This window comes from Streptomyces sp. NP-1717, from assembly GCF_022695985.1.
GTDB lineage: Bacteria > Actinomycetota > Actinomycetes > Streptomycetales > Streptomycetaceae > Streptomyces.
The window spans coordinates 1-25,541 of sequence record NZ_JAAPBF010000002.1 but is presented as its reverse complement, the minus strand read 5'-3'; the positions used below and the strand labels follow the sequence as shown (position 1 = coordinate 25,541).

27 protein-coding genes and 1 pseudogene are annotated in these 25,541 nt (G+C 69.4%); 19 read left to right on the top strand and 9 right to left on the bottom strand.

Annotated features, from left to right (window positions below; translation table 11 throughout):
• Window positions 1-202: 202 nt before the first annotated feature.
• Window positions 203-862, bottom strand: coding sequence for a TetR/AcrR family transcriptional regulator (locus GXP76_RS00710; protein WP_242569402.1), 660 nt, complete (start codon window positions 860-862; stop codon window positions 203-205).
• Window positions 863-924: 62 nt separating this feature from the next.
• On the opposite strand from GXP76_RS00710, the gene GXP76_RS00705 reads away from it, so the two are divergent.
• Window positions 925-1,548, top strand: coding sequence for a class I SAM-dependent methyltransferase (locus tag GXP76_RS00705; RefSeq protein WP_242569401.1), 624 nt, complete (start codon window positions 925-927; stop codon window positions 1,546-1,548).
• A 404-nt stretch (window positions 1,549-1,952) separates the two neighbouring features.
• Window positions 1,953-2,324, top strand: coding sequence for a hypothetical protein (locus tag GXP76_RS00700; RefSeq protein WP_242569400.1), 372 nt, complete (start codon window positions 1,953-1,955; stop codon window positions 2,322-2,324).
• 482 nt (window positions 2,325-2,806) lie between these two features.
• On the opposite strand, the gene GXP76_RS00690 is transcribed toward GXP76_RS00700, so the two are convergent.
• Window positions 2,807-4,027, bottom strand: a complete 1,221-nt coding sequence (locus tag GXP76_RS00690; RefSeq protein ID WP_242569399.1) for a metallophosphoesterase — start codon at window positions 4,025-4,027, stop codon at window positions 2,807-2,809.
• Between the two features lie 106 nt (window positions 4,028-4,133).
• Between GXP76_RS00690 and GXP76_RS00685 the strand changes: the two genes are divergently transcribed.
• The 5 genes and pseudogenes from GXP76_RS00685 to GXP76_RS00665 all read left to right on the top strand — a co-directional run bounded on the left by GXP76_RS00685 (window position 4,134) and on the right by GXP76_RS00665 (window position 8,341).
• Window positions 4,134-4,709 carry a dihydrofolate reductase family protein gene (locus tag GXP76_RS00685; RefSeq protein ID WP_242569398.1) on the top strand — a complete coding sequence of 192 codons (576 nt, stop codon included), beginning with the start codon at window positions 4,134-4,136 and terminating at the stop codon, window positions 4,707-4,709.
• A 40-nt stretch (window positions 4,710-4,749) separates the two neighbouring features.
• Window positions 4,750-5,030, top strand: a pseudogene (locus GXP76_RS00680) (DUF2267 domain-containing protein); the annotation flags it as partial.
• Window positions 5,031-5,094: 64 nt separating this feature from the next.
• A complete protein-coding gene (locus GXP76_RS00675; RefSeq protein ID WP_242569397.1) occupies window positions 5,095-5,745 on the top strand; it encodes a type III effector protein in 651 nt (216 codons plus the stop codon).
• A gap of 130 nt (window positions 5,746-5,875) precedes the next feature.
• Window positions 5,876-7,795 (top strand): molecular chaperone HtpG, encoded by a 1,920-nt coding sequence (gene htpG / locus GXP76_RS00670; RefSeq protein WP_242569396.1) that lies wholly within the window; start codon window positions 5,876-5,878, stop codon window positions 7,793-7,795.
• A 171-nt stretch (window positions 7,796-7,966) separates the two neighbouring features.
• Window positions 7,967-8,341: a hypothetical protein gene (locus GXP76_RS00665; RefSeq protein ID WP_242569395.1), complete on the top strand. Its 375-nt coding sequence runs from the start codon at window positions 7,967-7,969 to the stop codon at window positions 8,339-8,341.
• Window positions 8,342-8,424: 83 nt separating this feature from the next.
• On the opposite strand, the gene GXP76_RS00660 is transcribed toward GXP76_RS00665, so the two are convergent.
• The 4 genes from GXP76_RS00660 to GXP76_RS00645 form a co-directional block, all read right to left on the bottom strand.
• Window positions 8,425-8,661: a hypothetical protein gene (locus GXP76_RS00660; RefSeq protein WP_242569394.1), complete on the bottom strand. Its 237-nt coding sequence runs from the start codon at window positions 8,659-8,661 to the stop codon at window positions 8,425-8,427.
• A gap of 57 nt (window positions 8,662-8,718) precedes the next feature.
• Window positions 8,719-8,877, bottom strand: a complete 159-nt coding sequence (locus GXP76_RS00655; RefSeq protein WP_242569393.1) for a hypothetical protein — start codon at window positions 8,875-8,877, stop codon at window positions 8,719-8,721.
• A 1,101-nt stretch (window positions 8,878-9,978) separates the two neighbouring features.
• A complete protein-coding gene (locus GXP76_RS00650) occupies window positions 9,979-10,755 on the bottom strand; it encodes an IclR family transcriptional regulator (protein ID WP_277992838.1) in 777 nt (258 codons plus the stop codon).
• Between the two features lie 150 nt (window positions 10,756-10,905).
• Window positions 10,906-11,718 carry a nucleoside phosphorylase gene (locus tag GXP76_RS00645; protein WP_242569391.1) on the bottom strand — a complete coding sequence of 271 codons (813 nt, stop codon included), beginning with the start codon at window positions 11,716-11,718 and terminating at the stop codon, window positions 10,906-10,908.
• Between the two features lie 405 nt (window positions 11,719-12,123).
• On the opposite strand from GXP76_RS00645, the gene GXP76_RS00640 reads away from it, so the two are divergent.
• The 11 genes from GXP76_RS00640 (at window position 12,124) to GXP76_RS00590 (ending at window position 21,855) form a co-directional block, all read left to right on the top strand.
• Window positions 12,124-12,873 (top strand): ABC transporter ATP-binding protein, encoded by a 750-nt coding sequence (locus GXP76_RS00640; protein WP_242569390.1) that lies wholly within the window; start codon window positions 12,124-12,126, stop codon window positions 12,871-12,873.
• Between the two features lie 2 nt (window positions 12,874-12,875).
• Window positions 12,876-13,712, top strand: a complete 837-nt coding sequence (locus GXP76_RS00635; protein ID WP_242569438.1) for an ABC transporter permease — start codon at window positions 12,876-12,878, stop codon at window positions 13,710-13,712.
• 32 nt (window positions 13,713-13,744) lie between these two features.
• Window positions 13,745-14,773, top strand: coding sequence for an ABC transporter substrate-binding protein (locus GXP76_RS00630; protein WP_242569389.1), 1,029 nt, complete (start codon window positions 13,745-13,747; stop codon window positions 14,771-14,773).
• Window positions 14,760-15,572 carry an ABC transporter permease gene (locus GXP76_RS00625; RefSeq protein WP_242569388.1) on the top strand — a complete coding sequence of 271 codons (813 nt, stop codon included), beginning with the start codon at window positions 14,760-14,762 and terminating at the stop codon, window positions 15,570-15,572. The genes GXP76_RS00630 and GXP76_RS00625 overlap by 14 nt, the downstream gene beginning before the upstream one ends.
• Window positions 15,573-15,629: 57 nt before the next feature.
• Complete coding sequence (locus GXP76_RS00620; protein ID WP_242569387.1) at window positions 15,630-16,607, top strand: dihydroorotate dehydrogenase; 978 nt, start codon at window positions 15,630-15,632, stop codon at window positions 16,605-16,607.
• A 77-nt stretch (window positions 16,608-16,684) separates the two neighbouring features.
• Window positions 16,685-17,269 carry a hypothetical protein gene (locus GXP76_RS00615; protein WP_242569386.1) on the top strand — a complete coding sequence of 195 codons (585 nt, stop codon included), beginning with the start codon at window positions 16,685-16,687 and terminating at the stop codon, window positions 17,267-17,269.
• Window positions 17,266-17,745 carry a hypothetical protein gene (locus GXP76_RS00610; protein ID WP_242569385.1) on the top strand — a complete coding sequence of 160 codons (480 nt, stop codon included), beginning with the start codon at window positions 17,266-17,268 and terminating at the stop codon, window positions 17,743-17,745. The genes GXP76_RS00615 and GXP76_RS00610 overlap by 4 nt, the downstream gene beginning before the upstream one ends.
• Window positions 17,745-19,043 (top strand): Zn-dependent hydrolase, encoded by a 1,299-nt coding sequence (locus GXP76_RS00605; protein WP_242569384.1) that lies wholly within the window; start codon window positions 17,745-17,747, stop codon window positions 19,041-19,043. Before GXP76_RS00610 ends, GXP76_RS00605 begins: the two co-directional genes overlap by 1 nt.
• Window positions 19,040-19,930, top strand: coding sequence for a dihydroorotate oxidase electron transfer subunit (locus GXP76_RS00600; RefSeq protein WP_242569383.1), 891 nt, complete (start codon window positions 19,040-19,042; stop codon window positions 19,928-19,930). The genes GXP76_RS00605 and GXP76_RS00600 overlap by 4 nt, the downstream gene beginning before the upstream one ends.
• A 17-nt stretch (window positions 19,931-19,947) precedes the next feature.
• Window positions 19,948-21,288: a dihydroorotase gene (locus tag GXP76_RS00595; protein WP_242569437.1), complete on the top strand. Its 1,341-nt coding sequence runs from the start codon at window positions 19,948-19,950 to the stop codon at window positions 21,286-21,288.
• Between the two features lie 270 nt (window positions 21,289-21,558).
• Window positions 21,559-21,855 (top strand): hypothetical protein, encoded by a 297-nt coding sequence (locus GXP76_RS00590; RefSeq protein ID WP_242569382.1) that lies wholly within the window; start codon window positions 21,559-21,561, stop codon window positions 21,853-21,855.
• A 233-nt stretch (window positions 21,856-22,088) separates the two neighbouring features.
• Here the strand turns inward: GXP76_RS00590 and GXP76_RS00585 are convergent, their stop codons facing one another.
• Entirely contained in the window at window positions 22,089-22,955 is an 867-nt protein-coding gene (locus tag GXP76_RS00585; RefSeq protein WP_242569436.1) for an AraC family transcriptional regulator, read from the bottom strand.
• Between the two features lie 119 nt (window positions 22,956-23,074).
• Between GXP76_RS00585 and GXP76_RS00580 the strand changes: the two genes are divergently transcribed.
• A complete protein-coding gene (locus GXP76_RS00580; RefSeq protein WP_242569381.1) occupies window positions 23,075-23,884 on the top strand; it encodes a phytanoyl-CoA dioxygenase family protein in 810 nt (269 codons plus the stop codon).
• A 373-nt stretch (window positions 23,885-24,257) separates the two neighbouring features.
• Here the strand turns inward: GXP76_RS00580 and GXP76_RS00575 are convergent, their stop codons facing one another.
• A complete protein-coding gene (locus tag GXP76_RS00575) occupies window positions 24,258-24,911 on the bottom strand; it encodes a TetR family transcriptional regulator (protein ID WP_242569380.1) in 654 nt (217 codons plus the stop codon).
• Between the two features lie 95 nt (window positions 24,912-25,006).
• The coding region (locus tag GXP76_RS00570) for a VOC family protein (protein WP_242569379.1) at window positions 25,007-25,541 on the bottom strand (535 nt) is incomplete at its 5' end.

Below are 25,541 nucleotides of genomic sequence, written 5' to 3'. Positions count from 1 at the left end.
TGAGGGCGGCGGCTGCCGTCACGCGTCCACCACCCGTACTCGCGCGACGCGTCATGGGCGTGCGGCCGCCGCGGCGCTCGCGACAATGATGACGGTGCGGCGGAGTTGAGCGCCCCGGTCGGTCTCCGTCAGCCGCAGCCGTAAGCCGCAGCCGCAGCCGGTCGCGGGCCTGCCTCGGCAGTTGCTGCCGAGGGCCGGCGGCTTACTTGTGTTCGGTGCAGAGCTCGGCAATCAGGGCTGTGCAGGCCCACTTCTCCCAGGCGCCGGGGGACCAGCCCCGGTCGCGGACGAAGATCAGGTACAGCTCCGGGCTGAGAAGTCCGTAGAGCAGGTCGGCGGCGCGAGCGGTGTCGATGTCGGGGCGGGCGTCGGGCTTGGAGGTCAGTGCCTTCGCCGCGGCGTGCTGGACGGTGTAGCGCGGGTCGGGGCCGGGCCACTGCGCGGCGATCTCCGGGTCCGTGGCTGCGGCAGCGGCGATCAACGGCACGATCGGGGCGACACGGCCGAGGATGTCGCGTACGCCCCGTACGTGGGCGCGCAGTTGCCCGGCCGCGGTGGGCTCGGCGCACGCGGCGCGGAACCAGTCGCGGTCCATCGTGGCGACCGGTTCGACGTCGCCCGCGATGGATGCGTCGACGACGTCCTTGAACAGCGCACGCTTGTTGCGGAACACGAAGTACACGGTCTGGACGGCCACACCCGCCCGATCCGCGACCTCTTGAAGACTTGTCGCACCGTACCCCTGCGCGTCGAACAGCTCCCGCGCAGCCACCACGATCTTCTCGCGGGTACGCCGCGAGCGCTCGGCCCGCTTGTCGGGGCGCTTGATGTTCTGTCCGTCGGATCCCTTGACCGCATCCATGCCGGGAGTCTATCTCTAGAGTCAGACACTAGAGATGAACTCTAATTTATTGAGGGGTAGTGATGAGTGAGACTCGGACGGCTGCGGAGCTCGACCAAGAGGCCGCTGTGCGCCGCGTGTTGGAGGACTTCTACCGGGACGGCAAGCCGCCGTGGGACAGCGGCATCACGCCGCCCGAGCTGGTGGCCCTGATAGAGGGGCCCGGCGCGCCGATGGCGGGCCGGGTGCTCGAACTCGGCTGCGGGACCGGGACCAACGCGGTGTACCTGGCCCGGCACGGCTGGCGGGTGACGGCCGTCGACCTGGTCGACCGCGCGGTCCGGCAGGCGAGGGAGAAGGCCGACGCGGCCGGAGCGGACGTCACGGTGCTGTGCGGGGACGCCACCCGACTCGACGAGGTGGGCGTGCCCGGCCCGTACGACCTGTTCTTCGACCTGAGCTGCTACTGCGGGATTCCACCGCACCGCCGCGACGACTACGCCGCCGGCCTCACCGAGCGTGCCGCCCCCGGTGCACGATTGCTGATGTTCGGGTACGGGCCCGGGGCGTTTGACGACTCGTGGTCCGGCGTCACCGCGGACGAACTCACAGCCAGGTTCGCTGGGTGGGATCTGGCCGACGTGACGCCCGGCACGAACCCGGTCCCGACATTCTGGTTCACGCTGCGCCGCACCGCCGCGGCATGAACTCGGCCGCATCCGGCAATTTCACCCGAGCGGGCCGACAGGTTGAGCATGTCCGAGGCGGTGACAGGGGGCCTTGCGCCGGTCGGCGCGGAGTCCGAGCGGATTGTCAACCATCCCCGCGGGCGTGGGGAGCAGGCGTCGTACTGATTTCCTTCGGTCATGGCGGGTCGTGGGTGGCCCCCTGAGTGGCTTTGTTCACTCCAGCGGCTCCGGTCCACTTCTTGTGGAGCGGTAGCGGCCCCGCCGGATTCGGACACATGGGCCACCGGTACCGGTCATTCCTGTCGTTTGCACTCCGATCCCCCACAGATGCCATGAACAGATGGGCCTGACCCCGGACGCCAGTGAAACCTGCGGTGCCTGGGGCAAGAGTCCGAAACTGGGGGAATCAAATGGCTAAGAGAATGTTCAAACGTGGGGCCCTGATCGGTGCGGCGACTGCTGTGACGATCGGTTTCGCGGCGGCTCCGGCGTCGGCCGCCAACGCCGGTGTCGAGCTTCCGTACGATCGTGGCGACATGACGTTCATCGACGACGGGGACCGCTTCAGGGTCTGCGACAGCAGGGCCGACGGTCATGGTGTGACCGGATATCTGAGGGCCCTCAACCACCTCACCGGCCAGATCGTCACTCTCAAGAGCTGGGACGACGGCGGCGACAGCGGCTGCGACGGAGGGAATTTCGACGTCCGCGGCAACACGGCCCATGACATGGTGCTGTGTTGGAATGGCGGTGGCGCCTGCGTGGTCTCCCGAGTCTTCAAGGAGAACGAGTAAGCCCGCGAAACCTCGAACGCAGGCGAACTGATGCACCGGGCTGACAACGGCTGACTCGGCCACCGCAGCGAGTCCGGGCTCCGCATGCAGATCCCGCCGCCACCGCCGATCGCGCCGCTCCAGCCAACCGCACGGGCGGCCTCGTAGGCCCGCGCCGGGGCGCCTGACGCCGTCTCACCCGTACAACACCGACGCCCGCCCCCAGTAACACCGGAACCGGGGGCGGGCGACCGTTGCGATCGTTACGCGGCTGACTCCTACGTCACCCGCTGGTGCACGCAGCCGTCGGCGACACGCGGCAGGGCGTCACGCTCCGCCTGGTCGACGGACAGGGACCACCGCAGCTTTGTCGCCACCCACTCCTCACATATGTGCAGCGCTTCGCCGCCCGACCACCCAGCGCCGCGCGCCGCGCTGCCTCCAATCTGAATGAAGCCGAAATGCCGGAGGTAGCCGTGGTGCCTCGTGATGCGGCACAGCCCTCAGGGTGAGGTGGTGGGGTGCGGGGAGCGGAGTACGAGCAGTGTGATCTCGCTGGGCGCGAAGACGCGGAACGGCGGGCCCCAGAAGCCGGTGCCGCGGCTGGTGTAGAGAAGCGTGCGGGCGCCGTGGCGGCTGAGTCCGGCGAGGGCGGGCTGGTCGAGGCGGACCAGGTGGTGGAAGGGCCAGATCTGACCGCCGTGGGTGTGTCCGGAGAGCTGGAGGTCGACACCGCCCGCCGCGGCCCGGTCGACGAACGTGGGCTGATGGGCCAGGAGCAGGACGGGCAGATCGGGGTCGGCCCCCTCCAGAGCTCCGGCGAGGTGGGCTCGGTGTCCGGCCAGGCCGGAGGACTCGGCGGTGACATCGTCCACGCCGGCCACCACGAGGGTGTCGCCGCCACGTTCGAGCAGGAGATGGCGGTTGCGCAGCGGCTCCCAGCCCAGCTCCTCCATCAGGTCGACCCAGCCCTGGGCCTCGCTGTAGTACTCATGATTCCCGGTGACGTACACACGGGCCCGGGTTGCCCGCACCGTACCGAGTGGCACGGCCTGGGCCCGGCGGCGCTCAGCGGTGCCGTCCGCGATGTCGCCGGTGTGGCAGACCAGGTCGGCTTCCAGCGTGTTCACCGTCTCGCACACCCGCGCCGACCAGCGAGCGCGATCGAGCGGGCCGTAGTGGGTGTCAGTGATGAGGACGACCCGGAGGCCGTCCAACCCGGCACCCAGCCGTGGCAGTCGCACGTCGAGCCGGCGCACGCGCGGCACGCGACGGGCCTCGGCGTATCCCCAGCAGAGCAGTATGGCGCTGACGGCGAGGACGGCCCAGGTGACGGTCCGGGCCCCATCCTGACCCTCGCCGACCCCGGCCATGGTCAGGACAAGCCGCAAGAGGCCGCCGATCAGAACGGACCAGGTGAACAGAACCCAGCTCGTGCCCAGCAGGGTGTCACCTACGATCGCCGCCCGATCCTGCTGCCGCCGGCCGTGGCCGCGCGCCATCGCGAGCGGCATACCGACGAGACCAACGGCAAACAGAGCGGTGCCGACGAGCGTGACCGGCAGTGGCCAGTGCTGGCCGGTGTACAGGAGCACCCAGCAGGGCACGGCCCAGAGCAGGATGGGGGCGATCAGGGGGATGTAGCGCATCAGTCGGCGCAGTCGGCTCCGCCGCGGCGCTTGCGCTTCGCCCTCGGCGGGCCGGGTGTCGCTGGTGTCGGTCACGCTTCGCCTCCTGGAACAGGCTGCCGTCTCGCGCACTGTATCCGGTCGCCTTGGGCCGACCGGACCGGCGTTCATAGGCTCGGCCCCTCAGGACGGAGGGCTGGCCGTGGTCAACTTCGTCTCGCTGGACGGCGTCATGCAGTCGGTCCTCTCGGCCGACGAGGACCGGGACGGTGGGTTCGATCACGGCGGCTGGGTGCTGCCCCATGTCGACGAAGCGGTGGAGCGGTTCATGAGCGAGGCCACGGCTGGTGCCGGAGCCCTGCTCCTGGGCCGCAGAACGTACGAGATCTTCGCCACCACATGGCCGTACGCCCACATGAACGACCCCGCGATGGCCGCGATGAACGCGATGCCCAAGTACGTGGCCTCCCGCACGCTCAGGGATCCGGGCTGGGCGAACACCACCGTGCTCGGCGCGGATCCGGCGGCGGAAATCGGACGTATCAAGGCCGCGTCCGAAGGGGAGACGGTGGTGCTGGGCGGCGGAGGGCTGCTCGGAACGCTGATCGAGGCCGATCTCGTCGACGAGTACCGGCTGCTGGTCTTCCCCCTCGTCCTGGGGAGCGGGAAGCGGCTGTTCACCGACCGCAGAAGCCCGCGCGGCCTGAGGCTCACCGCCACAGAGCCGACACCGTCCGGCGTATTGATCAACACCTACCGGTGCCGTGCTGAAGGTTGAGGTCTCGGGTCACCTCGCTGACCGGATGAATATGGCGGTGACGGCACGCCTGCCCGAGGGATTCGCCCTGATCCTGCTAACCGGCCGCAGAGCGCCGGGCCGCTGTCGCCGGAGCGGTTCGTGCGGGCGACCCCGGCCTGGATCGAGGGTGCCACCGAGCAGACCGCGACCTGGGACGTCAGTGCCGTGCTGTCCACCGTCGCCGACGCAGCCGACGACGACCTCCACAATGAGATCCTGCTCCAGCTCCCCGCCGGCTACGACCTCATCGGCCGCCCCCAACCGGGTAGTTGCCAACGCGCTCCACCGACATCGTTGTAACATGTCATCCAATGGATGACAAACATGATGTCATCGACCTGATGACTCTCTGGGGGAGGTGCCCGTGACAGCAGCCGATCAGCCGTCGATGACCCGTACCGACGCCCACAGCCCGGCGTCCTTCCTCGCCGCTGCGGCGACCCTGGCCGCCATAGACGACGCGCTGCGCGATGCCCAGCGCGAGACCCCCGACGCCACTGCTCCCGGCCCCGAGCAGGCGCTGGGCTCCCTGATGCTGTTGCGGCAGGTGCGCGAGCAGCTCGCCGGCTGGGAGACCGGGCTGATCGAGACCGCCCGCGACGCGGGCGCCAGTTGGGCCGACCTCGCCCCGCCCCTCGGTGTCGCCAGCCGCCAGGCCGCCGAGCGCCGCTACCTGCGTGGCCGCCCCGGCGCCGTCGGCACCACCGGCGAGCAGCGCGTGACGGCCACCCGCCAGGCCAGGGCCGCCGAACGCGCCACCGTCAGCTGGGCCCGCGCCAACGCCGGCGACTTGCGCCGCCTCGCCGGACAGATCACCGCGCTCGCCCACCTCGCACCCGAAGCGCGCTCAGCCCAGGCTGCCTTGCATGCCGCTCTCGGCGCCGCCGACGCCGCCGAGCTCATTGCGCCCCTGACCGGCATGCGTCCCTACCTCGATGCCCGCCACACCGGCCTCGTCCAATCCCTGGAGGCCATCGAAGACCGGCACACGACGACAGTCGCTGACGATGACTGACTCCCACCACGCAGGGTCATGCCACACGCGTGCGCTCCGGCCCACCCCGAACCACGCCGACGACGGGCAGCGGTCCGTCCCCGGCCCGAGTCCACATCCATTCATTACCTACCCACAGAGAGAGACCCCCATGAGCAGCAGTGTCGAGACGCTGGAATTCCAGGCCGAGACCCGCCAGTTGCTCCGACTGGTGATTCACTCGATCTACTCGAACAAAGACATCTTTCTGCGCGAGCTGATCTCGAACGCCTCCGACGCCTTGGACAAGATGCGACTGGAATCGCTGACCGACTCCAGCCTCGCCGAAACCGGCATCACTGACCCGCACATCTCGCTGGAGGTCGACAAGCACGCCCGGACACTGACCGTCCGTGACAACGGGATCGGCATGACCCGGGACGATCTCGTGCAGCTGATCGGCACCATCGCCAAGTCCGGCACCGCCGCCCTGCTGGAGAAGATCAAGGAGTCCAAGGATGCCGCCACCGCCGAGAGCCTGATCGGTCAGTTCGGCGTCGGCTTCTACTCGTCGTTCATGGTCGCCGACAAGGTCACCCTGCGTACCCGGCGGGCCGGCACCGACTCCGGCACCCAGTGGGAGTCCGACGGCGAGGGCACTTACGGCATCCAGGCCGTCGACGGGCTGCCCGTGGGCACCTCGGTCACCCTGCACCTCAAGCCCGCCGACAACGAGGACGGGCTTGCCGACTACCTCTCCGAATCGAAGATCCGCCAGATCGTCAAGCAGTACTCGGACTTCATCCGCTGGCCGATCCGGATGGCCACCGAGCGCACCGACGCCGAGGGCAAGACCACCCACGACATCGACACGCTCAACTCGATGAAGGCGCTGTGGGCCCGTCCGCGCAGCGAGGTGACCGAGGACGAGTACAACGAGTTCTACCAGCAGATCAGCCACGACTGGCTGCCCCCCGCCGAGACGATTCACATGCGCGCCGAGGGCACCTTCGAGTACGAGGCGCTGCTGTTCATCCCCTCGCAGGCACCCTTCGACCTGTTCTCCCGCGAGACCAAGGGCGGCGTGCAGCTGTACGTCAAGCGGGTGTTCATCATGGACGACTGCGAAGCGCTCATGCCCAACTACCTGCGCTTCGTCAAGGGCGTCGTGGATGCCCACGACCTGTCGCTGAACGTCTCCCGCGAGCTCCTCCAGCACGACCGCCAGATCCGCGGTGTACGCCGGCGCCTGGTCAAGAAGGTCCTCGGCGCCATCAAGGGCATGCAGTCCAAGGACGCCGAGCGCTACACGAAGGTGTGGGAGCAGTTCGGCCGGGCGCTCAAGGAAGGCCTGGTCGAGGACACGGACAACACCGAGGCCCTGCTGGAGCTGGTGTCGGCCGCCTCCACTCACGACCCGGAGAAGACCACCACGCTGCGCGAGTACGTCGAGCGGATGAAGGACGGCCAGGACACCATCTACTACCTGACCGGCGAGAGCCGCGCGATGGTGGAGAACTCCCCGCACATGGAAGCCTTCGCCGCCAAGGGCTACGAGGTCCTGATTCTCACCGACCCCATCGACGAGGTATGGGTGGACCAGGTCCCCACCTTCGACGGCCATCCTCTGCAGTCCATCGCCAAGGGGCAGGTCGACCTCGACGACTCCGCCGACGGCCAGAAGGAAGCCGACGCCGAGAAGGCCCGGCGCGAGCAGGACTTCGCCGCCCTGCTGCCCTGGCTGACCACCAGCCTGTCCGAACAGGTCAAGCAGGTCCGCCTGTCCTCACGCCTGACCACCTCGGCGGCCTGCATCGTCGGCGACGCCCACGACGTGACCCCGACTCTGGAAAAGATGTACCGGGCCATGGGCCAGCAGATCCCCCCGGTCAAGCGGATCCTGGAACTCAACCCCGCACACCCGCTCATCACGGCCCTGCGCACGGCGCACGACGCGAACGCCGAGAACCCCGCACTGGCGGAGACCGCCGAGCTGATCTACGGCAGCGCGCTGCTCGCGGAAGGAGGCGACCTGCCCGACCCGGCCCGCTTCACCCGGCTGCTCACCGACCGCCTGACCGGCACCCTGTAACCCGGACGCGGCCCGGCACAGCCGAAGAGCCCGGCCGTAACCACCCGACCTCCCCCCTGACGCACTCCTCATCAACCTGCCTGTTCCGGCGCCCCGTACGGGGCGCCGGAACAGGCAGATGCCTCGAAGAAGTCCGGTCCGTACGCGTGGGGCACATACGAGTCCGGTGGCATGCCCAAGACGCCCGACGGCAACGCGCACCCGTACCTCTTCAACAACAGTGAGGAATGCGTGCAGACCTACGAGGGCCTGAACGACGACGGCACGCTGCACTTCCGTGACGATGGGCGTTACCCCGAGCCGGACTGGACGAAGGCCAAGTGCGGGCGGTCGTCGATGTCGCTGGAGGTCAATTCGGGGGCGATGCGTCTGTTCGGCCAGTTCTCGTCGTCGAAACGGCTGCTGGACGCCGACGGCTACTACGTCTGGACGGGCCTGACGACCGCCGGATGCAACTGGCTCGCGGAGAAGGTCATCTGCGACGCGTGGGCCAATGGTTTCCCCGAGAGGGGGCAGTCGGCGAAGCTAAGCCCGCTGCGCCGCTGACACCTCGACAACGGCCATCCGACAACTGCCGTCCCGCCCGTTACAGGATCAGTTCCTCAACGGGCGGGATCCGTTCGGCGCTCTCAGTGGAGTGCTCGAAGTTCGTCGGCCACCTCGGTCAGATACCCGGCCAGGGTGCTGCCGTCGTCGTACAGGTGGGAGACGTCCTGCCGGTTCCACGACCCGATCGACCCCGTCGCGGCGTCGATGAAAGTCCCACAGAACGGGTCGTCAGGTTCATCGGCGGTGAACGGAATCCACGCCGTCTCCCAGACCCCCGGGTGATTCAGCAAGTCGCAGGCATCCAGGGCGTGGCGCACTCCGAGCAATACCTCGCCCTCGGGCGTCAGCGGCGCGGCCGACCCTGCGCACCTCTGTCACAGCGTTCGGAGGTCGACGGGGAGATGGAAACCGAGCTCGGCTTCAGCCCCGGCGATCAGCTCGTTGGAGGCGCCGGGAACTATCGGGGTGGTTGGCGGGTGGAGTCTCAGCCAGGACTCGATGCGTTCCCAGGCCTCGATCACATCGTTGCTCATGTGTTCATGCTATGGACAGGCAAGGAACCGCATCCGCAGCCAGTTGCTGCACCGCCGTCGATCGCCTCGGACGCGAGGCGTTCCAGGATGCCGTGTTGACTCCAGGCCGCCGACGTCGCCACGGCCTACTCCAGCGGGAGTCGGCCTACCAGTTACCTGGTCTGCCTGCAGGCATGGACGGGAAGATGCCCGCAGGCCTGGACGATCGCGACCACCCCCTGTACGCCCAGGCCGAGCTCGCCACCCGCGCCCTGCGCCTCGCAGGCTTCCGCGACGGAGGGCGAGCCGCAGCATGGCCTACCTCGGAAGGCTCCTAGGGCCTGTCTTCAAAGTCCCGCCTGGCCCGCGGCGGCTGGCACGGCACCTCGCCGCGTTGTCGGACGCGGCCGAGTACGCCAGGTACGAGGCCGATCCTCCGCCTTGCGATGCACCGCACCATCCGCCGCGGGCCCCGCCCTACGGGCGGATGGCGCTACTTTGAAGACAGGCCCTAGGCTCGGACGATCGGGCCGCAGATACCCAGAGTGGAGTTGCACGGCTGAAGCCACACAACCGTATTGGTGGCCGTACCGACCTTCCGGTTTCCGCACCCGGATGCGGCGCCGTTGCTGTCGCTGACGCTGCCGGTACTCCCGTTTGCCAGTTCGTAGTCGACCCTGTACCCGTACCCGTCGGCCACCCCATCACATGCGGACACCCACTGGTGGCCGCCGGTCGTGCCACCCCAGCCACACGACTGAGCCCGGCTCGCGCCACACGCGTACGGCCCGCTCACAGTGCCATCGTGAGCGCTCGCCGGCGCGGCTCCCGCGAACGCGAGGATCAGTGCCCCCGCCGCGCTTCCGACTGCCATAACGAACTTCCTCATAGGTCCTCCCCGGTTAGTGGCAGCGACAGCAACTCCAGGCGTTCCGTCACCGGCCACGGCTAACGTGGCAGACGGCCTTTGGACAAACCTGCAGAGAACCTTGAAAGGCCGGGTAGATGTCGCCCTGGCGGGACGTGGCTATATCGACGAGTACAGCCCGAACTGGTGGGGACGGCGGGCGACTTCCGGTTCTGCGATCTCCTTCACTCTGGCCACTCCGGGCACGCCCGGTCCTATCCGGCGGGTTCGGGCGAGGGGCGATGTCGGGCGGGGGAGGCGGCGCCGGCGTAGCCCTGTTCCATCGAGAGTGCGCGGGCGGCCCGCAGAGCGGTCTCCGTGGCGCGGGTGCGGGCCAGTGGGTCCCGCATTCGCCGGCCCGCGGCGGCGAGGGTGATGCTGGACGTGGTCTGCCCGGTGGATCCGAAGACGGGGGCGGACACTGCCCAGACGTCGTCGTCCAGTTCGTTCTCGCACACGTCGAAACCCTGCAACCGCACCTGGACGAGATGGGCGGTCACGTGCTCCTCCGTGTGCGGGGTGTCCGCGGTGTAGGCCGTCAACTCCTGCGCACGCAGCACCCTGGCGACGGTCTCGGGTGTCTGGTACGCGAGGATGCTGCGTGCCGAGGCCGCCGCGTGCGGTGGCATGTCCTGGCCCACCCGGACGAACAGACGGAGCGGGTGCACGCCCTCGACCAGGGCCACACAGAGCAGGCGGGTGCCGGTCAGTTCGGTGAGGAACACGGTCTCGCCGCTCTCCTTGGCGGCTTCTTCCATGGGGCGCGGCGGGCTGACCGCCGTGCCCTGGGAGGCGAGAGCCATGGTGGACAGCTCGGTGAAGGCCGGTCCGAGGAAGTAGCGGCGGTTTGTGGCGGAGCGCGTCACGTAGCGTTCTTCGACGAGCGCGGCCATCACCCGGTGCAGGCTGCCTATCGGGATGCCCAGCTCCTCGTGCAACTGTTGCAACGACATACCGCGCAAGTGGGCCGCGATGGCCCGCAGGATGCGCAGCGTTCTGGTGTAACTGTCGGTACTCAGCGGTCTGTCCGTTCGTTGGGGCCAAAGGACTGCCGGGCGGGAACATAGGGGCGCCGTCCTGGCACCGTCGTCACGCCCGCTCGTACGTGGCTCCGGTACTGATGTGCGGCTACCGGGCGCTGTTCAGGACGTGACCGCGGTGTCCGCCTGCGGATCGTCGTCGTTCGAGAGTAGCGCCGCGGCGTTCACCGCCACCCTCAGCATGGCGAGTTGGGCGGGACGGTAGTCCTCCAGCCAGCCGTCGGTGGCACGGTTGGCGTGCGCGACCAGAACGGCGCCCGCTCGTACGCCGAGGGTCCCGGCCACCGCCAGCACCGTCTCGGTCTCCATCTCCACCCCGTCGACGCCCAGTCCGCGCAGGACGTCCATCCTCGTGGCCGCGTGTTCCTCGTGTCCGGGAAGAGGCCGTCCCTGCCCGAGGTAGTACGAGTCGACCGTGGCGACGGAGATCTCGGTGAGCGGTACGTCCAAGTCGCGTGCCGCACGCCGCAGGGCGGTCAGGACGGCCGGATGGGCCGCCGGGCCGACGGGGTCGGCGGGGTAGTACGAGGCGGCGCCGCTGCCCGGCAGCGCCCGGGTGGCCGCGCAGACGGTGCCCGGCGGTATGCGGTCGGTCAGAGCGCCCATGCCGCCGGTGCGCAGCACGGTCTTCACTCCGAGCCGGGCGAGTTCGACGACGGCGATCTCGGTGGAGGGGCCGCCGATGCCGGTCGAGCAGACCGCGATCCGCCGGCCGCCGGGCGCACGGCCGGTACCGATCCTGAACTCCCGGTTCTGGCCGAGGACATGGAAGTCGTCGAGAACCTCGGCGGCCAGGTCGACCCGGGCGGGGTCTCCCGGCAGCAGACAGACCGGTGGGAGAGGTTCGGCCGCAGCGGCGGCCGGGAGATGGGGCGGTGCCCCCCTGTGCCATGGATCCTGGGCGCTTCTCGCCATCGTCGAGAACCTCCATATGAGTTCGCTATTTCCGCTAGTGGAAAGAATGGATGACGGGGACGTAACTTTTCGGCATCGGGGTTGTGGTCGCACAGGCCCCCATCCCGCGAAAAATCGAACCCGCATCACGGTATACACCGAATTGCGGGCCAGATCTAGGTCTTGACTGTGGCCGAAAAACAGCCCAACCTCTGACCAGCGCAGTGGAAACGCCATTTCCAGATACGGAAGCTGCGAGGCGGTGGTGTGCCGGTGCCCGGAACGATCCCGCCGGGCTCCGTACGGACACCAAGTCGCCGTGACTATTGAGGAGATCTTCATGCCGCACCACTCCACATACGCCGATGACAGGTGTCACCGCGTCCCGGGCGTCTCGGGCCGCGCGACTCCGGGGGCGGGGTCCGCATGAACCCCCTCCTGTCGGTGCGAGGCGTCCACAAGACCTACACCGCCGCCAAGCGCTCGAAGGTGGTGGCTCTGGAGGACGTCGACCTGGACGTGGGCGAGGGCGAGATCGTCGCGCTCATCGGCCCCTCGGGGTGTGGCAAGTCGACGCTGCTGAGGATGATGGCCGGCCTGGACACGGACTTCGAAGGTGACCTGAGCTGGAGCGTCCCGCCGCGCCCGGGAAAGGACATCGGCTTCGTCTTCCAGGAGCCGGCGCTGCTTCCCTGGCGCACGGTGCGGCGCAATGTCTCCCTGGGTCTGGAGGCGCAGCGCGACACCTCGGAGCAGGGGCGCGAACAGGTGGCGACCCTGCTCGACCTGGTCGGACTCACCGACTTCGCCGACTCGTTCCCGAAGGAACTGTCCGGCGGTATGCGCCAGCGCACCGCCATCGCAAGGGCGTTGGCCTACAACCCCCGGATCCTGCTCATGGACGAGCCCTTCGGGGCTCTGGACGCGATCACCAGGGACCGGCTCCACGACGACCTGTTGCGCATCTGGGAAACGACCCACAAGACCATCGTCCTGGTCACCCACAGCGTCGAGGAGGCCACCTACCTCGCCGACCGCGTGGCCGTGATGTCGGCACGGCCGGGCCGTATCAAGGCCCTCCACACCGTTCCCCTGAGCCGTGAACGCAACCCCGAGACCAGGCAGTTGCCCGAATTCGCGAAGTTCGCCGGCATGCTCCGTCAGGAGCTGGTGTGAGCATGGAGACCCTCACCCGCCGCCGGGGCACCGACCGGGATGTGAAGGGTTCCGCCGCGTCCGGCCCCGGTGACAGCGGCACCGTCCGCACGGTAGTCGTACGCGTACTGACGCCGCTCGCCTATGTGGCAGCCGTGCTGGTTGCCTGGAGCGCGTACGTCACGCTGGCCGACGTACCGTCCTATCTGCTGCCCGCCCCCGGTGACGTGCTGGACGCGGGGGTGAAGCTGGTACAGGACGGCACCCTCTGGCCCAACCTCACCTACACCTTGCGCAACATCGTGCTGGGGTTCGTCGGCGGGTCGCTGATCGGTATCGCCCTGGGCTGGGTCCTGTGGGCCTCCCGCACCGTCCGGGAGATCCTCGCCCCCTACATGGTGCTGCTCCAGGCGGCTCCCAAGATCGCCGTCGCGCCGCTGCTGGTGCTGTGGTTCGGTCTCAGCCTGACCTCGCAGTACGCGCTCATCCTGCTGCTGGTCTTCTTCCCGATGGCCATGGCCACGATGCTCGGGCTGAAGGACGTTCCCGCCGACATCGGCACACTGGGCCGGCTGCTGCATCTGTCCCGATGGCAGTACCTGCGGATGATCCAGCTGCCGGCGGCCGTGCCCGCGCTGCTGGCCGGCGCCAAGATCGCCGTTATCGACGCCATGACCGGCGCGTTCCTGGCGGAGTATCTCGCCTCCGAACGCGGCCTGGGATACCTCATGGTGCTCGGCAACACATCCAGTGACACACCCCTGTTGATCGCCGCGGTCCTCATCACGGTAGCGGTCGGGCTCCTCGGTTTCGGCCTCGTCTCCCTGGCCGAGCGCAGGCTCCTGCGCGGACGCCGCTGATTCTCATTCCCACTTCGCCCTAAGGAAAGATCATGAACAGAAGGCCTTTGAAGCTCGTCGGCATCCCCGCCGCCGTGGCCGTCGCCGCCCTCCTCGCCGCCTGTAGCCCCGGCTCCTCCGAGTCGGCGAAGACGTCGTCCGACGGCACCAAGAAGGTCACCATCCAGATCGACGGCGCCGCCGTGCCGTACTACGCCCCGCTGTACGCGGCCAAGGAGCAGGGGTACTTCGCCGACGCGGGCCTGGACGTCGAATTCACCTACGCCCAGGGCTCCGACATCGTGAAGAACGTGGCGTCGGGGAACGTCGACTTCGGCTTCCCGAACGGCGACTCGGTCGTCACCGCGTACGGCAAGGGCATCAAGACCAAGGTCGTGCACACCACGTACCAGCAGGGCATCGGCGCGCTGCTGTCGCAGCCCTCGGCGAACATCAAGTCCCCCGCCGACCTGAAGGGCAAGACCGTCGCCGTCACCGACCTCGGCAGCCCGAACTACATCCAGCTCCAAGCGATGCTGGAGAGCGCCGGACTGAAGCTCTCCGACGTCAAGGTCCGCACCCTGGGCACCGGCGTCATCGTGGACGCGCTGAAGAACGGGCAGGTCGACGCGATCGTCTTCTCGCGCCTGCGCTACTACGCGCTCCAGTCCGCCGGGGTCGACGTGAACCAGATACTGAGCGACAAGTACCTGCCCTCCTTCGGCAACGTGGTCATCGCCGGCGAGGACAAGGTGAAGAACGACCCGGACACCGTCAAGGCGTTCGACAAGGCGCTGAACAGCGGCATCGAGTACACCGTCGAGAACCCGCGCGCGGCGGTCGACATGTCGGTGAAGAAGTACGCCTCCTCCTTCAAGGGCCAGGAGAACGAGATCACCACGATCATCGAGGACCTCTTCGCCAAGAGCCTGTGGCAGTCGGACAACACCAAGAAGAACGGCCTGGGCTCTCCGGACCTCGCGCGCTGGCAGCAGGCCATCGACTCCCAGAAGGAGTTCAAGCTCCTCGACACGTCCTTCGACGCCGGTGACCTGGTGGTGAAGCCGGATGACCTCGGCTGAGGCGCCCGCCCGCCCCGGCGGCTCCGCCCGCCCCGGCCGGACGGCCGACGCCGTCCGGCCGGTGGTGGTCGGCACGCTGTCCCTGCTGGCCGGTGTCGGGCTCTGGTGGCTGGTCACAGTGGCTTTCGGGATACCGGCCTACAAGCTGCCGAGCCCGGCCGCCGTGGCCGAGCACGCCTGGCGGCTGGCCGGGGACGACGTGCTCACGGTGCACATCCAGCAGACGCTGGCCGAGGTCCTGCAAGGTGTACTCATCGGGGCGTTGGCAGGGGTCGTCCTGGCGATCCTCTTCACCCGCGTGCCGCTGGTCGAACGACTGCTGATGCCGCTCGTCATCGTGGCGCAGGTGACCCCGAAGATCTCGATCGCCCCGTTGATCGTGCTCTGGCTGGGGCTCGGTGTCGGCTCCAAGATCGCGCTCGTGGCACTGGTGTCGTTCTACCCCGTCATGATCAACATGGTGACGCGGCTACGGTCCGTTCCCAAAGGGGTCGACGACCTGGCCCGCCTGCTGCGCATCGGACCGGTCGCCAGAGCCGTCAAGATCGATCTGCCGTACAGCCTGCCGGCCATCGCCGTAGGTCTGCGCCTGGGAGTTCTCCAGGCGGTGACGGCGGCGGTCATCGGTGAGTTCATCGGAGCGCAGTCGGGGCTCGGCTACCTGGAGAAGCAGGCACAGGACAACGACGACATCAAGCTCGTGATCATCTGCCTCGGGCTGCTCTGTCTCATGGCCTGGGTCATGTACGCCCTCATCGGCTGGGCCGAGCGCAAGCTCACCGAGCGATTCGGCGGCTGACACCCACATTTCCGCCCCATTTCTCCCCCGATCCCCCCGACGCGGAAGGCAGGCCCCATGACGGAGGTCCAGACCCACAGTCCCGCGGTGCTCGACGACCGCGACCGGCATTTCGCGGACCACGCGGCGTTCCGGACCGATCTCGCGGTCTCGCTGGGCCCGCTGGGGCTGGCCAACCCCGTCATGCCCGCGTCGGGCTGCTTCGGTCCCGAACTCGCCGGTCTCCTGCCGGTGCGCGAACTGGGCGCGGTGGTCACCAAGACCCTCTTCTCGCAACGGCGTTCCGGCAACCCCTCGCACCGGCTCACCGAGAGCGCGCAGGGGATGCTGAACAGTGTGGGAATCCCCAGCCCGGGCTCGGCGGAGTTCATCCGCACGGTGCTGCCGCGCTACCGGTCGTTCGGGGTGCCCGTCGTGGTGAGCGTCGGGGGTCTTGCCGTGGAGGAGTACCTGCGGATCACCGAGGATCTCGCCGACGCCCCCTGCGAGGCACTGGAGGTGAACGTCTCCTGCCCGAACCTTGAGCACGGCGGGCTGGCCATCGGAACGGACGCGGCGACCGTGGAGCGCGTCGTCTCGGGTGTCGTGGCACGCACGTCGCTGCCCGTCCTCGTCAAACTGACCCCGAACGTGACATCGATCGGTGACATCGCGCGGGCCGCCGAGCAGGCCGGCGCGACCGCGGTGACCGTCGCCAACACCTTCCCCGGCATGGCCATCGACCTGGACGGGCGGAGCGCGGTCCTGGGCAACGGGGTGGGAGGACTCTCCGGCCCCGCGGTCCGGCCCATGGTGCTGCGCCTGGTGTGGCAGGCCGCCGCGGCCGTCCGGATACCCGTGATCGGATGCGGCGGCATCAGCACCGCGCGGGACGTCCTGGAGTTCGTCCTGGCCGGAGCCACGGCCGTACAGATGGGCACCGCGACGTTCACCCGCCCGTACGCGATGACCCAGGTCCTGCGGGACCTCGACGCCCTGTGCGGCGAACTCGGCATCGCCCGTGTCGCGGACATACGCGGCACGGTGCGGACCTGACCCTCAGCCGCGGACCACCTGTGGACCGTGCCGTCCTCGGACCGTCCGGTCCACAGATCGCCCACCCCGGAGCCCTCATGAACCTCGCCCAGGTCCTGCGTACGGCACCTGACGCCCCGAGCGCCTTCCAGAGCGCCGAGCAACGAAGCGCCGAACTGTACGCCGACATACTCGCGGTGGCCCCCGGCGGCGACGGCCGGTTCGACGCCGAAGCCGTCCAGAGCCGGCCCTCCATCCTGCGCCGTACCGCGGCGCTGCTTTCCGAAGCGCTCCCACCCGGGACCGACCGGCTGGTGTGCGCCGCCCCCGACGGTATCGCCGTCACCACCGCCCTGGCCCTGCACACGGGGCTGCCGTTCGCGACGGTGACCGGTACCCGGGACGACGCCCGGCTGACCGGCGAGGCCCACGCGGGCGAACACGCCGTCGTCGTCGTGCCGTTGGTGGGCTCGGCGCGGGACGCGGCACCACCGGTACTCACCGCCACGAAGGCAGGGATGCGGATCTCCCGCGTCCTCAGCGTGCTCGACAGCGGCGACAGCAGCGTGGCGGACACGCTCCTTGAGCAGTACGGAGTACGGTTCCACGCGCTCTTCTCCGCCACCCCGACGCGGGCCCCGCTCGGGCCCGCGACCGACAAGAAAGAGGTGGATCCCCGATGACCGAAAGCACCTCCGCGATCCTCTCCGGCGTCCGTGAACTCGGCGCGGCCACGGACGCCTACGGCACCACCCTGAACACGCAGGTTTCCCCGGCCGCGGCCGACCTCGTCGGCCGGGCCGTCGCCGACGCCGTGCGGGACCTGGCGCCGGACCGCATCTCCGTGTGGGAGAGCAGCGACGAAGCCGTGCTCGCCCACGTCGTGGCCCTGGCGACGGGCGCGACCGTCCTACGGGTCACCGACGAGTCCGGAATCACCTCCGTCACCCCGGCGATCACCCCCGGCGACCGGGTCGTCCTGCTGGCGACCGCCTGGGAGCCGCGCCGACTGCAGACGATGCTCGGCCTGCTACGGGGCGGCGGCGCCGAAGTGACCGCGGTGGCCGCTGTCCTGCACACGCCGACCCTCGATGCCGCGGGTTCCGTCCCCGTGGTGTCGCTGCTCTCCGAGGCGGAAGCCTCGTCGGCCGGACTCTGATGACCGCGCCGACCCTCGCCGCTCCCCGTCGCGCCGACGCCGACCGGCTCCGAACGCACCTGGACACCTTCGCCGGAATATCGGAGCCCGGCCGGGGCCCCGGCGTCACCCGCCTCGCCTACACCCCGCTGGAGCGGCAGGCCCATGGCGTGTACGCGGCGTACATGCGCGCGCTCGGCCTGGACGTACGTACGGACACGGCCGGCAACACCGTCGCCGAACTGCCCGGCACGACCACCGGACTGCCGGGCCTGGGAACCGGCTCCCATCTCGACAGCGTGCCGGGAGCCGGCGCGTACGACGGCATAGCCGGTGTGGTCGCGGCGATGGAGGTGGCACGCCTGTTCGTATCCGGCGGGATCCGGCTCACCCGGCCGGTCCGCTTCGTGGCCTTCGCCGCCGAGGAGGGAGCCCGCTTCGGACAGGCGTGCACGGGCAGCCGGATCGCCGCGGGACTGACCGGCCCCGCCGACCTGAGGACCACACAGGACGCCGAAGGCGTATCGCTGGCACAGGCCATGACGGCCGTGGGCCTCGACCCGGACGACACCGAGGCGGCCCGCTGGCGCGGCGAGGACTGGGCCGCCTTCCTGGAACTGCACATCGAACAGGGCTCCCTGCTGGAGTCCGAGTCCGTTCCCGTCGGACTCGTCGACCTGATCTCGGGCAGCACCCGGCTGCGCCTCGATCTCACCGGACGGGCCTCGCACACCGGGGGAACCCCGATGCGGATGAGGGCCGACGCGATGGCCGCGGCGGCGGAGATCATCCTCATGATCGAGACCCTCGCCAACGACAGCCGCCATCACGGCACCCGTGCCACCGTCGGACGCATGCACGCCTCGCCGGGCTCCCTCACCACGATCGCCGGGAGCGCCGAGGTGTATGTCGACGTCCGGGACGTCGACAACGACCGGCAGCGGCTGACCGCGGCCGAGATCGTCGACAGCGCGCAGAACATCTGTTCCCGGCGCGGGATCGGCTGCGAGTCCCGGCTGCTGGCCGACGCCTCCCCCGTCATCCTCCCCAGATGGCTGCGCGACACCGTCGCCGAGGCCACGGCGGAGGCCGGGATCGCGCACCGGGTCATGCCCAGCGGGGCCAGCCACGACGCACAGATGATCAACCATGTGGTGCCCACCGGCATGATCTTCGTCCCCAGTCACAACGGAGGGGTGAGCCACAGTCCCGAGGAGCTGACCCGTTCGGCCGAACTCGCCGTCGGCACCGACATCCTGGCATCGGGTCTTCTGCGGCTCGATGCCCGGCTGTCCGCACAGGAGGCCCCAGCAGCATGAACACCCTCGACACAGAGGCCGGCATACCGGTCCGGGACCGCGTGACACCGCTGCGCGGTTCCGGTAACGGCCTCCCCGCCCCGACCTGGCACCGTGCCCGGGTCCTCGCCTCCACCCCGCACGGCCGCGGCTACCACTTCCTGCGCCTGGAAGCACCGAGCATCGCCCGGACCTGCCAGGCAGGGCAGTTCGTGATGCTGACGGCCGCAAGGGACGGGGACAGTGACCCCGTACTGCCCCGCCCGATGGCGGTGTACGGCCGGAACCCGGCGGCCGGCACCATCGACATCCTCCTCGGAGTGGTCGGTGACGGCACCCGTCGGCTGGCCTCGTTCCGGCCGGACGAACGCATGCTGGTCGTGGGACCGCTGGGCCGGGGATTCCGGATCGCCCGGCGAACGCGGCGCGTCCTGCTGGTCGGGCGCGGCATCGGCACCTGTTCGCTGACCACGGTCGCCCAGGAATACGCCGGGACCGACGTCGAGATCGTCGCCGTGGCCAGCGGCAGAAGCGCGGACCGAGTGGTGGGCGGAGACGTCTACCGGGCGGCCGGTGTCACACGACTGCACGAGGTCACCGACGACACCGGCAGCAGCGACGTGACCCGGCTCCGGGACACGCTGACCGCAGACCTCGACCAGGCCCCACCACAGCAGATCATGACGTGCGGTTCGGAGCGGCTGGCCCGGCTCTGCGAGGAACTCGGCCGACGCTGGGCGGCGGACGTCCAGGTATCGCTGGAAGCCCACATGGCCTGCGGCCTCGGGTACTGCCACGGCTGCGCGACCGGGACCAGAAGCGGTCCCGAGGAGTCACCGCTGATCTGCACGGACGGACCGGTCTTCCGCCTCACGTACCAGGACACGCACCTGGACGTGGACCGGTGAACGGCTCCGCGGGGACGATGATCCTGCGGGGCGTCCGGCCTCTCGGCGGCGCACCCCGGGACGTGACCGTACGGGGCAGCCGGATCGCCGCCGTGACGGCCCCCGGGAAGGGGGACGGCACGGGTGCCGCGGACGCGACGACAGCCGACTGTGACGGTCTGATCATGCTGCCGGCCTTGGTGGACCTCCATACCCACCTGCGCGAGCCCGGAGACACCGCCTCGGAGACCATCGCGAGCGGCACGAGGGCGGCGGCGCACGGCGGATACTCCGACGTGCTCGCCATGGCCAACTGCGCGCCGGTGACCGACACCCCCGAGCGGGTACGGCACATCATCGAGCGGGCGGCACGAACCGCGTCCTGCCGGGTGCACCCGGTGGGGGCCGTCACCAGCGGGCTCGCCGGCCGCGACCTCGCACCCCTCGACGCCATGGCGGACGCCGGCGCCCTGATGTTCTCCGACGACGGCGTATGCGTCGACGACCCCAGGCTCCTGCTGCGGGCGCTGGAGGCGGCCCGCCGCACCGGAACCCTTGTCGCCCAACACGCGCAGTGCCCGCGTCTCGTGGAGCGAGGCCAGGTCAACGCGGGCGCGGCGGCGCGGGCCACCGGTCTGCCGCCCTGGCCGGCGACGGGGGAGGAGACGATCGTCGCCCGTGACGTGGTACTCGCCGGCGCCACCGGCGGACGCCTGCACATCTGTCACGTCTCCACGGCGGGGACCGTCGAAATCGTCAGGTGGGCCAAGTCGCGCGGCTGGCCGGTAACAGCCGAAGTGACCCCCCACCACCTGCTGCTCACCGATCTCATGACGCGCGACACCGACCCTCTGCACAAGGTGAATCCGCCCTTGCGCGGCGCCGAGGATGTGGCGGCTCTGCGCGCGGCTCTGCGCGACGGAACCATCGACGCCGCCGCCACCGACCACGCCCCGCACACCGCGTCGAGCAAGGACAACCACTGGTGCGAGGCGCCTTTCGGCATGCTGGGCCTGGAGACCGCGCTCCCCGTGGTCGCTGAGGCGCTGGGCGCCGGGGGCGAACCGGACTGGGGTCTCGTGGCCATGGTGATGTCGACACGTCCCGCCCGTATCGCGGGGCTCGCCGACGTGGCGGGCCGTCCGCTGCGCGCGGGGGAGCCCGCGACGTTCACCTTGGTGGACCCCCGGGCCGACTGGCAGGTGGACCGTGCTGAGTCGGTCAGCGCGTCGGACAACACCCCGTTCCACGGCATGACGTTCCGCCACCGCGTCGTCGCGACCATGGTCGAGGGCCGCGTCACCGCCGACATCGACCGCAGGCTGGCCTTCCCCACGGCCGAGGACGACAGCCCGCCGGTGTCGAGGCCCACCGGTTGAGCCGAGACCCCTGAGCTTGTTCCTCATCGACGGGCCGCGTTTCGGCGTTCGCATGAACGTACCCAGCACAGTGGCCTTGCGGGTCTAGAAGAACCCCAGCTTCTTCGGCGAGTACGACACCAGCAGGTTCTTCGTCTGCTGGTGGTACAGCCGTCGCCAACCAAAGTCTCCTGCACCGCCCGGGCGGCATCGCCGCTCTCCTGGCCCACCGGCCGTTCGACCTGCTCGAGTCCGCCGATCGAACACGCGGATCGTACTCACGGGGAGTCGATGCCCGACACCTGGAACGACCGTCTCCTGGCCGACGCGAGTCCTGTCCGGGACCGGGAGCCGATCCATTACCGCGTCCACGACGCTGACAGCGGCCGGCTGTGGGGTTCGGCAACGGCGCGCAGTGGCGACTACCTGGCCGTCGCCGACCGCTACCGGCAGATCCAGAAAGCCAACTCCGGCCGGTTGTTGGTCCTTCGCCGCTACGACCGCTCGGCAGGCGACGAGTTCAGCTGCACGGAAGGGCCTGAAGCGCAGAAATGGGGATCCCCCACGCTTCCCAGTGACCACCCTTGAATGTTCAGGTGTGGTCGGGCTCCTGATTCTGGGGCCGCAGACTCAGCGTCCGGAGCTGAGGTGATCGCGCCGGGTGATGGATGTCGGTGCCAGGAGGCGACGCCGCTGGTGCCAAGAATCGTTCCCCGACGGTGCCGGCCAACTACCGCGACCCGGCACGCCGGGTGACCGCCCGTCTGCGCCGGTACCAGCACGCCGGCCCCGGCGAACAAGGGCAGGAAGGGATTTCAGAATCAATAGGCCTCCCGTTCCACCGGCAGCCACAGCTCGGCATCGGCCTCGCTGCCGTCCGCCGACATTCGCGTGCGAAGGATCTCCGGCCCGGACCGGCTCCGGTACGGGTTCGATGGGAACCACTCGGTGAACACATCCCGCCACAGCGCCTGGACCGCCTCCGGCGCCGGCCCCGAGGTGGTGAAGACCGCCCATGTCCCGGCCGGTACGGGCAGCGTGGACATGCCTTCCGGCGCGAACGCCGAGGTGACGACCCCGTGGAAGTAGTCGAGGCCGGTGCCCTCCGCCCGGCTGGGATCGAGGTCGTCGCAGACCGCGAGAATGCCGTGCGGCTCCTGGTCGGACAGCTCCTCCAGCAGTTTCCTTGCCTGGTCGCCGATCCCGCGGACGAAATCGATGATCGCCTGGTTCGGCCCCGAGTGCACGAGCGGTACCCGGGCCTTCGCCCCGACGACGTTGAACTCCGGCTTGTGCACAACGCGGTAGCGCATGCTGCTGCTCCCCTCAACGATGAGGCGGAAGGTCATCCGGGGCTGGGAACTGAGCGCCGCGCCGGTGCGCCGCGCCTCGCCGGGCCCCACGCCGTGCACCGCGCGGAACGCCCGCGCGAAGGCCTCTCCCGAGCCGTATCCGTACCGCACGGCGATCTCCAGCAGCGTCCGCTCATCGGCCAGCACCTCCGCGCCCGCGACGGTCAGCCGACGGCGCCTGATGTACTCCGACAGCGGCATCCCTGCGAGCGCCGAGAACATCCGCCGCAGGTGGTACTCCGAGGTGGCCGCGAACCGCGCCAGCTCGCCTACGTCGACGGACCTGTCGAGCTGCCGCTCGATGTGCTCCATGGCCTGATTGAGCCGTTCCAGCACGCTCGCCTCCAAGATCCCGACCATCAATTCAATCAGGTGCGGCCCTGAACGCCGCACCCGAGAAAGGCGGTGCGGCAAGTGTCGGGTGACCGGGACGGGCGGCGCCGCACGATGGAGGCATGGACGACATGACCTTGGGATCCCGCTTCCTCCGCGACGGCTTCGTCAAGCTGGAGGGCGCTGTCGCGCCCCGCGTGGCCGCGAGCTGCGCGCGGCTGCTGTGGCGGGAGACGGGCTGCGACCCGGACGACCCGGAGACGTGGACGCAGCCCGTGCACTGGGTCGGTGGGATGGCACAGGGACCGTTCGCCGCCGCACCCAACTCCCCGGCCCTGCACTGGGCGTACGACCTGCTGGTCGGCGCCGGGCGGTGGGAGCCGAGCTACTCGCTCGGCACCTTCCCGCTGCGCTTTCCGCACGAGGAGGAGCCCGAAGACGCGGGCTGGCACATCGAGGGCAGCTATGCCGTGGAGGGCGAGACCTGGCCCTTCACCAATCTCCGCTCACGCGGCCGGGCCCTGCTGATGCTGTTTCTGTTCAGCGAGGTGGGGGAAGAGGACGCCCCGACCCGGATCCGGGTCGGCTCCCACCTTGACGTGCCGAAGGTGTTGGAGCCGTACGGGGAGGAGGGCGCGAGCGGCCTGGCCATCGCGCCGGACCTCGAAGCGGCATCCGCCCACCGGCCGCTCGCCCTTGCCACCGGGTCCCCGGGTGACGTCTTCCTATGTCATCCGTTCCTGGTGCACGCAGCGCAGCCGCACCACGGGGCGCGGCCACGCTTCATGGCCCAGCCGCCGCTGATGCCGGCCGCGCCGTACGAACTGGAGCGGGCCGACGGCGCGTACTCACCCGTGGAGATCGCGATCCGCCGGGGTCTGGGACAGGCCACCTCCGGTCCCGACGGGGAGGACGCCGGACCCGCCAAGTAGAGCGCTCATCCGCCAACTAGCGCACTCAGTCACACCCTGGCATTGAAACTGCCAGGGGCGAGGCGTTCCGCTGGGACGAAGGCTGGATTGCCGAATCGGCGCGGCGGGAAAGGGCCGACGGCCAGGGCCCCGTCGTCGCGTAGCTCGACGTAGCGACAGACGGTGCTGGAGCAGCCCACCTCCTAGACGGGCAGTGCCGGAGCTCCCTCACTCGAACGGGTGAAGATCAGTTCGCGCCGGTGTGGTCGAACCCGCGCAACATGGGCTCCAGTTCCTGCACCGCACAGCACGCACAGCCGAGTGGCGGGTCGTTCCGCAGCATCCAGGGCCTGTTCCACCCGGTACCGCGCGACAGAGCCCGGGTCGCGTCACGTCATGGGCCGGTGAGGTAGGCCACGATCATGTCGCCGAGCATGCGGCGGTGCCGGGTGCGGTGCTTGGCGGCGGTCAGGTCGCGGCCGAACAGGGCATGGAACGTGTGCTGGTTGGAGATCCTGAAGAAGCAGAACGAGCTGATCGCCATGTGCACGTCGATGGCGTCGGCCGAGGCGGTGAAGTCGCCGCTCTCCCGGCCGGCCTCCAGGATCCGGGTAATCAGGTCGAGCGCCGGGGTGCCGAGGCTCGCAAGCACCGGAGACTTTCGGATGTGCTCGGCCTGGTGGATGTTCTCGATACTCACCAGCCGGATGAAGTCGGGGTGCGCGTCATGGTGGTCGAAGGTCAATTCCGCCAGGGTGCGGATCGCCTCGACGGGGCGGAGATGATCGACGTCGAGGGCGCGCTCCGCGGCCCTTACCTCGGCGTACGCGTTCTCCAGCACAGCGGTGTACAGCTGCTCCTTGCCGCCGAAGTAGTAATAGATCATGCGCTTGGTGGTGCGTGTGAGGGCGGCGATCTCGTCGACCCGGGCGCCGGTGTAACCGTGCCTCGCGAATTCCCGCGTGGCGATCTCAAGGATCTCCGCCTTCGTCCGGTCGGCGTCCCGCTGACGTTCGCGGCCGACTCGGGGTGCGGGATTCGAGGTCATGGGACTCCACCGGTCGACGCGTTGAGACTCCATCGTAGGCGTACGGGCCCGGGGTAACGCTGCCGGTACCCCGGACCTGGTGGACCTGGAGATCTTCAGAACCGTGCCGGCGTGGGGACGTGCTGGGCGGCCAGCCGTACCGCCGCGTTCGGCAGGCCGAAGCCGCGGTAGCCGCCGGTCCGCTGGACGATCTCGAAGAAGACCTGCCCGACCGTGGTGGTGTAGAGGTGGAGGAACTCCCCGCCGTGGTCCGCGTCGTACAGCAGCCCCAGCGCGCGCAGCTGCCGGTGGCGCTGCGCCCCCAGGTCGTACCGGGCTTCCAGGTCGTCGTAGTAGTTGTCCGGGATCGGCAGCAGCACGTCCGGCAGTGCGCGCAGGTTCTCGGCGACGGCCACGATGTCGTCGGTCGCCAGCGCCACGTGCTGTCGTGGCAGGTCCTTGCCCCCGAGATGGGCGATGTTGAGCGCCATGCGTACCGTCCCGGCGGCGTTCGACATGGCGCGGCTTCGCAGCAGCCCGTACGGGTCGGCCACCTCGACGCTGTCGTGCGGGCGCAGCCCCAGGACGGTGCGGTAGAACAGCACGGCCTCGTCGAAATGGTGCCAGGGGTGGCTCAGCGCCACGTGGTCG

Bases quoted from the DNA above. Each gene is read 5' to 3' on its own strand.
- GXP76_RS00710 (WP_242569402.1), bottom strand. From the start codon at position 862: ATGGATGCGGTCAAGGGATCCGACGGACAGAACATCAAGCGCCCCGAC.
- GXP76_RS00705 (WP_242569401.1), top strand. From the start codon at position 925: ATGAGTGAGACTCGGACGGCTGCGGAGCTCGACCAAGAGGCCGCTGTG.
- GXP76_RS00700 (WP_242569400.1), top strand. From the start codon at position 1,953: ATGTTCAAACGTGGGGCCCTGATCGGTGCGGCGACTGCTGTGACGATC.
- htpG (WP_242569396.1), top strand. From the start codon at position 5,876: ATGAGCAGCAGTGTCGAGACGCTGGAATTCCAGGCCGAGACCCGCCAG.
- GXP76_RS00665 (WP_242569395.1), top strand. From the start codon at position 7,967: ATGCCCAAGACGCCCGACGGCAACGCGCACCCGTACCTCTTCAACAAC.
- GXP76_RS00655 (WP_242569393.1), bottom strand. From the start codon at position 8,877: ATGAGCAACGATGTGATCGAGGCCTGGGAACGCATCGAGTCCTGGCTG.
- GXP76_RS00645 (WP_242569391.1), bottom strand. From the start codon at position 11,718: ATGGCGAGAAGCGCCCAGGATCCATGGCACAGGGGGGCACCGCCCCAT.
- GXP76_RS00640 (WP_242569390.1), top strand. From the start codon at position 12,124: ATGAACCCCCTCCTGTCGGTGCGAGGCGTCCACAAGACCTACACCGCC.
- GXP76_RS00635 (WP_242569438.1), top strand. From the start codon at position 12,876: ATGGAGACCCTCACCCGCCGCCGGGGCACCGACCGGGATGTGAAGGGT.
- GXP76_RS00630 (WP_242569389.1), top strand. From the start codon at position 13,745: ATGAACAGAAGGCCTTTGAAGCTCGTCGGCATCCCCGCCGCCGTGGCC.
- GXP76_RS00625 (WP_242569388.1), top strand. From the start codon at position 14,760: ATGACCTCGGCTGAGGCGCCCGCCCGCCCCGGCGGCTCCGCCCGCCCC.
- GXP76_RS00620 (WP_242569387.1), top strand. From the start codon at position 15,630: ATGACGGAGGTCCAGACCCACAGTCCCGCGGTGCTCGACGACCGCGAC.
- GXP76_RS00615 (WP_242569386.1), top strand. From the start codon at position 16,685: ATGAACCTCGCCCAGGTCCTGCGTACGGCACCTGACGCCCCGAGCGCC.
- GXP76_RS00610 (WP_242569385.1), top strand. From the start codon at position 17,266: ATGACCGAAAGCACCTCCGCGATCCTCTCCGGCGTCCGTGAACTCGGC.
- GXP76_RS00605 (WP_242569384.1), top strand. From the start codon at position 17,745: ATGACCGCGCCGACCCTCGCCGCTCCCCGTCGCGCCGACGCCGACCGG.
- GXP76_RS00600 (WP_242569383.1), top strand. From the start codon at position 19,040: ATGAACACCCTCGACACAGAGGCCGGCATACCGGTCCGGGACCGCGTG.
- GXP76_RS00595 (WP_242569437.1), top strand. From the start codon at position 19,948: ATGATCCTGCGGGGCGTCCGGCCTCTCGGCGGCGCACCCCGGGACGTG.
- GXP76_RS00590 (WP_242569382.1), top strand. From the start codon at position 21,559: ATGCCCGACACCTGGAACGACCGTCTCCTGGCCGACGCGAGTCCTGTC.
- GXP76_RS00580 (WP_242569381.1), top strand. From the start codon at position 23,075: ATGGACGACATGACCTTGGGATCCCGCTTCCTCCGCGACGGCTTCGTC.
- GXP76_RS00575 (WP_242569380.1), bottom strand. From the start codon at position 24,911: ATGACCTCGAATCCCGCACCCCGAGTCGGCCGCGAACGTCAGCGGGAC.